At 48.0% G+C, this 7,168-nt stretch carries 9 protein-coding genes; all 9 read right to left on the minus strand.

Features of this window, described 5'->3' with window-relative positions:
* A partial coding sequence (locus NCCP2222_RS04715; protein ID WP_248510072.1) for a YfhO family protein occupies window positions 1-521 on the minus strand: 521 nt, incomplete at its 3' end.
* The gene (locus NCCP2222_RS04720) at window positions 518-904 is read right to left on the minus strand and encodes a GtrA family protein (RefSeq protein WP_248510074.1); all 387 of its coding nucleotides are present in this window, start codon (window positions 902-904) and stop codon (window positions 518-520) included. The genes NCCP2222_RS04720 and NCCP2222_RS04715, both read right to left, overlap by 4 nt.
* A complete protein-coding gene (locus tag NCCP2222_RS04725; RefSeq protein ID WP_248510076.1) occupies window positions 876-1,847 on the minus strand; it encodes a glycosyltransferase family 2 protein in 972 nt (323 codons plus the stop codon). Before NCCP2222_RS04725 ends, NCCP2222_RS04720 begins: the two co-directional genes overlap by 29 nt.
* Window positions 1,848-2,582 carry a glycerophosphodiester phosphodiesterase gene (locus NCCP2222_RS04730; RefSeq protein ID WP_248510078.1) on the minus strand — a complete coding sequence of 245 codons (735 nt, stop codon included), beginning with the start codon at window positions 2,580-2,582 and terminating at the stop codon, window positions 1,848-1,850.
* 212 nt (window positions 2,583-2,794) lie between these two features.
* Window positions 2,795-3,619, minus strand: coding sequence for a carbohydrate ABC transporter permease (locus NCCP2222_RS04735; RefSeq protein ID WP_248510081.1), 825 nt, complete (start codon window positions 3,617-3,619; stop codon window positions 2,795-2,797).
* A 15-nt stretch (window positions 3,620-3,634) separates the two neighbouring features.
* Window positions 3,635-4,504 carry a carbohydrate ABC transporter permease gene (locus NCCP2222_RS04740; protein WP_248510089.1) on the minus strand — a complete coding sequence of 290 codons (870 nt, stop codon included), beginning with the start codon at window positions 4,502-4,504 and terminating at the stop codon, window positions 3,635-3,637.
* Window position 4,505: 1 nt separating this feature from the next.
* Window positions 4,506-5,588 (minus strand): ABC transporter ATP-binding protein, encoded by a 1,083-nt coding sequence (locus NCCP2222_RS04745; protein WP_248510091.1) that lies wholly within the window; start codon window positions 5,586-5,588, stop codon window positions 4,506-4,508.
* A gap of 23 nt (window positions 5,589-5,611) precedes the next feature.
* A complete protein-coding gene (locus NCCP2222_RS04750) occupies window positions 5,612-6,433 on the minus strand; it encodes an HAD family hydrolase (RefSeq protein WP_248510092.1) in 822 nt (273 codons plus the stop codon).
* A 52-nt stretch (window positions 6,434-6,485) separates the two neighbouring features.
* Window positions 6,486-7,168, minus strand: a 683-nt coding sequence (locus NCCP2222_RS04755; RefSeq protein ID WP_248510093.1) for an extracellular solute-binding protein, incomplete at its 5' end; no start/stop codon positions are given.

Consider the following 7,168-nt stretch of genomic DNA (forward strand, 5'->3'; position numbering starts at 1 on the left):
AATAGCATCGCATCCGCAAAGAATTCCCAATACGTTACGTGGCGGAAATACATGACGCATGTTCCATACAAGGTTGCCGCAACGAATGCAGGAAACACGGGAAAACGTATTTTTCTAAAATAATATGTAGTTAATACCAAAATGCATGTCATCCGTATAATGCTGATGACGAGTATGATATTTGCCCAGTAAAAAAGATCCGGTGTAGAAATCCAGCCCAGCTTTTGAAGAAGGAATGTAATTAGGACCGTCACATAGAAGACGAGGGACGTTGAGAAGTAATAACCTAACTGCGAGAAGACTCCTCCACCCAGTCCGAAGCTCTCCGAATAGAAAAACTCGCCTTCCGTGAATAAGTTGTAGAGGAAATACTTGAACGGGATCATTTGTGACAGACCGTCATTGAGTCCCGTCATATACCGTCCTTGAAAAAACTCGGACAAGAAAAAAAGGTGGCTTAGGATGGCCACCGTAAGACAAGCCATCCCGAGTATAAGTTCGGGATATTTAAAACCACTCATGCTGCTTTCAACACCTTCCCTGTCACAACGAAAGTAATTGGCACCGTCACGAATAGAGCCGCAATCGGCGCTGCACTGCTGTTCATGCCTAACCATTCCACCAGAAAAAATAGCAGAATGAATGTGACCAATACGTTGACTGCCTGCGTCAGCGGGAAACGGACAAACCGTGCCCATGTCGGTTTCACCCCGTATGTCAAATAGCAGTTCAGGAAAAAGGAACCGACCATGCTCATGACGACCGCCACCCAATGCGCGGTCACATACGATACATGGACAAGATGAAGACCGGCCAAGTAAAGGACATAGTACACACCTGTATTCACAATGCCGATGAGCGCGAATTTATTAAATTCATAAGTGATGAATCGACGCATGGACATCCCGTTTCCCTTTCACTTCCGTGCTGGCCTGGCCGACCAAATAATGCGGCCTCTTTTTCGTTTCATTGTAAATTCGCCCGACATACTCCCCGATGATGCCTAACGATACGAGCTGCACGCCTCCGAGGAAGAGGACAGATGAGATGGTTGTAAAATAACCCGGCACCGCAACGCCATTTTTAACTATGCCAAGCAATGTAATGGCGATGTATAGCAACGCAGCCCCAAGCGAAAGCAAGCCCATGTAGAAGCAGAGACGGAGCGGCTTCGTATTGAAGGAGACGATACCATCGATTGCATAATTGAGCAGCTTTCCAAACGACCATTTTGTCTCGCCATGCTGCCTCACAACATTTTCATACGTAATCGTCTTCTGTTCGAGACCGATCCACGCATACAATCCTTTTGAAAAACGATTGCTTTCACTCAATAAAAGCAGGGAATCGACCGCCTTTCTGCTAAGCAGCCGGAAATCTCCCTCTCCGTCGCTCAGGCGGACATCGATTGCTTGGTTGACGAGACGATAATAGGAGCTAGACAGAAAGGAACGGACTTTGGAATCCCCTTTCCGGTTCCGTTTCGCAACGACCTGATGATATCCTTCCTCAAACCCTTGCAGCAGTTCGGGAATCAAAGAAGGGGGATGCTGCAGATCAGCGTCCATTATAATGACTGCATGCCCGTTCGCATGCTGCAAGCCAGCCAAGATGGCGGCTTCCTTCCCGAAGTTCCGGGTGAAAGATACATACTCTGCTTCAGGATACATAAGTAGCACACTTCGAATTTCATCCATCGTCCCGTCCGTACTTCCATCATCAACGAACAACACTTCAAAATAGGCCTGCTGATGACGCATTTCCTTTGCAATGGCATCCATGACCGAGGCAATATTGCCTGCTTCATTGTAAGAAGGGATGACGAACGAAATCATCAGCTGATCCATTTAGACACCTACTTTCTCTTGTTGAGTTACAAGTCGCTCCGGAAAATTAGTTGTAATGACAAGTGAATCGGAAAGCCGGTTCAGCCTCTCTAGATCCTCCGCAGTATCAACTGTCCATACACCGAGCTCAATTCCAAGTGGCTGCACCGCATCTACTAATTCCTTCGACAAGAACTCATTATGGATGCCGATATAACTAGCCCCCACCTGTCTGATCTGCTCGACAATCAACGTTGGCCAGCCAAGAAAGATGGGACCAACCGCAATGGACGGATCGAGAGCTTTCACTTGCTGCAAGGATATGTGATCGAATGAAATGATAAGCACTTCCTCAGTCATGCCATGCCGGCGAATGAGCTCTACCACTTTCTCTTCCAATCCGTTGTAATAACCGGCTTTCTGCTTTAATTCAACTAACAGGCGCTTCCTCCCCTTTGCAAGCAACAGGACATCCTCCAAAGTCGGAATGCGCTCATACGCAAAACGCCCGTTAAACCAACAACCTGCGTCTAGCTGTTGCAACTCCTCCACGGTGTAATCCCCGACCAGCCCGCTTCCATCCGTCGTGCGCTCCAGCGTAAAATCATGAATGACGACCGGCACGCCGTCCTTCGATAAATGCACGTCCAGCTCAATCGCTTCAACTGTATCGTTACCGAGCGCCATCATGAAAGCAGCCATCGTATTCTCAGGTGCCCTGCCCGACCACCCTCGATGTGCAACTAATCTTCGCATGTTATAACCCCTTTTCGGATGTAATGAATGAAGACTTGCTTACCTAACAGGATTGCGTTCTACCAAAGTTCCAACTACTCAACCAAACCTTAATTGGTCAAGAGCATTTCGCGCGCCAGAGGATGGTTTTGATTAAACGGAGAATTCCGCGAACCTCCTGGCACCCGCGCATAAGGCATATTCCTCTATTTATAAATCAAAACCTATCCTCCTCACTTCACCCCGGTATACACAAACGCGCGGATAATTTGCCGTTGAGCGAAGAAGAACACGAACAAGATCGGCACAACAAGGATGAGATTGCCTGCCATCAAGATGTTCCAGGCCACACCGCCATCCACTTCACGCAACTTGGAAATACCGAGCGGTAATGTCCGCGAGGCATCGGTCGTCGTCATGACGAGCGGCCAGAAGTAGTCGTTCCAATGGGCGATGAAGCTGAACATCGCAAATGTGATCAACACCGGCTTCGCCATTGGCACCATGATTCGCATAATGATTTGCCATTCGCTCGCCTGATCCAGTCGTGCGGCCTCCAGCAGCTCCTCTGGCACTTGCTTGAATGACTGGCGCAACAGGAAAATACCGAATGCACTCGACGCAAATGGCAAGATAAGTGCCCATAACGAGTCGAGGAGTCCCCATGCACTCATTTGCAGGTAAACCGGCAAAAAGATGAGCTGCGTCGGAATCATCAATGTCACCATGGTCACTCCGAAAAAGAAATTACTGCCTTTGAATTTATACCTGGCAAACGCGTAAGCAGCAGGTATAATGGTCAAAAATTGCAGCACGAGAATACCGAGCGCCACAATGGTGCTATTGAAGAAGTATTTTAAGAATGGACCTGAATTCCAGGCCTTCGAGAAATTTTCCCAAAGCAGGGTGTCTGGAATCCATTTTGGCGGAAACACCATCGTCTCCCCCAAAGTCTTGAACGAGGTGGAAATCATCCAGACGAAAGGCAGTGCGAATATCGTGATTAAAATCAGCAACCCGATGCCATTGAGGACCTTCCATAGCGGATTCTTTTTCATCTGCTTTCTGCCCCCTTACTGGTAATGGACTTTCCGGGATAATAACCGGAAATATAGAATGGTAAAGACGCCGATAATGCCAAGCAACAGAACACCTGCAGTCGATGCATAACCGATCTTAAAGAAACGGAAGCCATTTTCGTAAATGTAATAAACGATCGTGTTTGTCGAATTAATCGGGCCGCCGCCTGTCATGATGGAAATCGTTTCAAACACTTGGAATGAGCCGATCAACCCGATAATTGTTAAGAAAAATAGAGTTGGCGACAGCATCGGCAGCGTTAATTTGAAAAACGTCCGCACTTTGCTTGTATCATCCAGCGCTGCAGCTTCGTAGATATCCTTCGGTATGCTTTGCAGGCCGGCGATGAAAATGAGCGTGTAATACCCGATCCCTTTCCATACCGCCACGATAATAAGCGACAATAACGAAGTCTTCGGATTTGTCAGCCATGGCACATTCGAAATGCCAAATAGGTTCAGGAACCAATTGAGCAGGCCGTAATCCGTGTCCATCAGCCACATCCACAGCATGGAGATGGAGACGAGGGAAATGATATGCGGGCTGAAAATTGCCCCTTGGACAAATCCATACATCGCGCCTTTCCGGTTCAACCACAAAGCCAGCAGCAACGAAATGCTGATTGTGAGTGAAACGGTCAACGCAGAATAAATGAATGTGTTGCGAAGCACCTGCATAAACTTGGCATCCTGTAACAGCGCCGTGAAATTGTTAAAACCGACGTAGTTTTTATCCGGGCTGATGAAGTTCCAATCATGGAAGCTTAAATAAATCATGTAGCCGATTGGATAGATGAAAAATAGCGTGAATACCAAAATGGCGGGGAAAATCATCAAGTACGGCCTTGCTTTTCCTAAGCTCATCTCAAGCCCCTCCGACCATTGCCGGCATCGGAGCTTCCATATAGTCTTCCGTTGCGCGGATTCGTTTCTCGTTCTCGTCAAAGAAGTACAACTGATCAAACGGAATGGCGATATATACTTTCTGCGTATCCGTGATCGGCTCCGTAAAACTTTTGATGTTCATCGTGCCGGCTTGATTCATAACGGTATAGATCGTTTCCGCTCCAAGCGTCTCGGTTGTAATGATTTCACTTTTCATCACCAGATGATCGGACATCTTCTCCATCTCCGCACTAATATGCGCGTGTTCTGGCTTGAAACCAACGTGTCGGACACGGTCCATTAGACTTGGAAGGAAAATTTCAAGGCGCTCCCTCTCCAAAATGTTCATTGCCGGGGTGCCGATAAATTCTGCTGTGAATACATTGTTCGGATCATGATACATGTTCATCGGAGAATCCACCTGTTGCACCACGCCTTGATCCAAGAGAATGATTTGGTCACCCATCGACATGGCTTCCACCTGATCATGCGTCACGTAAATAAATGTCGTACCCAGCCGCTTATGCAGCTGAATTAGCTCACGTCTCATCTGTCCCCTTAATTTCGCGTCAAGATTGGACAGCGGCTCATCCAAAATGAATACTTTCGGCTTCTTCACCATCGCGCGGGCCAATGCCACCCGCTGCCGTTGTCCGCCCGAAAGCTGTTGCGGCTTTTTGTCCAAGTGCTCCGTAAGACCAACAATGTCGCTGATCTCCTGAATCAATGCTTCCCGCTCTGCCTTCGGAACCTTTTTATTCACCAGCCCGAATTCAATATTCTTCCGCACCGTCATCGTCGGATACAAAGCGTAGTTTTGGAATACCATCGCGATGTTTCGTTTCCCCGGCTCCACATTCGTGACGCACTGGTCGCCGATCCAAATGTCGCCGCTTGTCGGTGACTCCAGGCCGGCAATCATTCGAAGCGTAGTCGATTTCCCGCAGCCGGAAGGGCCGACGATTACTGTAAATGACCCATCTGCTATGGTCAGATTCAAGTTCTTCACCACTTCATCCTCATTAAATCGTTTCACGACATTCTCGAGCCTGATTTCCGCCACTGTCGTTCATCTCCTTTTTCCGATCATAGTTTCACTGCGGAGGGTTGACGCAAAAAGGCGGCGAGCTCCTCCACGGTCTGTACCGCTCCATCCCATGCATGACCTCCGAAATGGCTATACGGTGAAATAAGACATGTCCGACCGCCCAAGCGTTTCACTGGCGCCAAATCATTGAATGGATTATCTCCGACTGAAAGGATCTCATGAGGAGCGTACCCTTCCTCCATCAATTTCTTGACCATATTTTCCATGCCGACCGGTTTCCTTGCATCAAACACGAAATCATCAAACAGCGTACCGATATTTAAATAATGAACGAAAGCAGGGCCGGTTTCCCCCGGTGTATTCGTCATGAAAATTTTCCGCTCTACGTTCATTGCCCGGATGCTTTCGAATAAAGGGGAATGCAGTCGAATTCCATACGGCTGGCGAATCATCTCATAACGGACTTTTTCAAAGGCACCTGCCCGCTTCTCTGCCGGCACCTTATACCTTTCTGCATAGACATGTGCAACACACCACACATCCCCAATGAACAACAATGATGCAGTGTCGATTTCCTTCCCCTCCTGCTTCCGGCCATCCCATGTAAAACTGGCTGTCGGTTCGAAATTCTCATGTTCGTACACAACATGTTGCTGACGGTCAAAAAAGCATCCAAACGGAACAGAATGACTTCCATCCAATATGTCGTATGCTTCCATGACGACTTCTGCAGCTTCTGTTTCATCCAAAGTCCCTTCCAGCATATAGGCAAGATAGCGGCCCAAAAATGCATCGTCCTGATATAACGTTCCATCCAGATCGAATATGACCACTTTCAATTCATCCAGCCAGTTCAACATGAACATCTCCTTTTCTAATAGGCAAGGGGGAGGGCAGCCTCCCCGAGCGCCTTTATTTCAATAATGGGTTGGCGAGTGAAGCCGCTTGGTCCAATGCCTCTTTTGGCGATGTGCCTTCCAATAGGCATCTTGCGATTTCATCACGTAAAATCGTTGCGATTTCCGGATAGCTGTCTGCCATTGGACGCGCTTTCCCAAACTCAAGCTGATCGACGGCCACTTTATATTGAGGCGTTTCCTTATAGAGATTTTGCATTTCCTCTGAATTCACAGCGGATAATCTGCTCGGCAAGTAGCCTGTGTATGTGCTCGCATAGATTGTCTGCTCTTTCGCTGTCATCCATTTAATAAATTCCCATGCCGCCTCCTGCTTTTCTGGAGACAGTCCCGCTGTCATGACAAGGTTCGCACCGCCAGTCGGCACACCATTTACTTTGTTTGCTGGCATAAATGCTGTATTTAACTCAAAACCATTTTCCTTTGCTATGGACAAGTTGTTCGTCAGTCCGGCCGTCGATCCAAAAATCATCGCCGATCGGCCGTTGGCAAAGTCTTGGACCGCCTGCGCGGACGCCTCATCACCAGCCGGAATCTTCAAAACGCCTTCGCTGGACAGACGCTTCCAGAATTCCAATGCCTCTACGCCCGCTTCGCCGTTAAACGTCACTTGTTTCTCATCCTTAGATAACATGTCGCCGCCACCAGCTCCGACAAATGCCTCGAAGAACCAAATAT

It is taken from the genome of Sporosarcina sp. NCCP-2222 (assembly GCF_023168145.1).
GTDB lineage: Bacteria > Bacillota > Bacilli > Bacillales_A > Planococcaceae > Sporosarcina.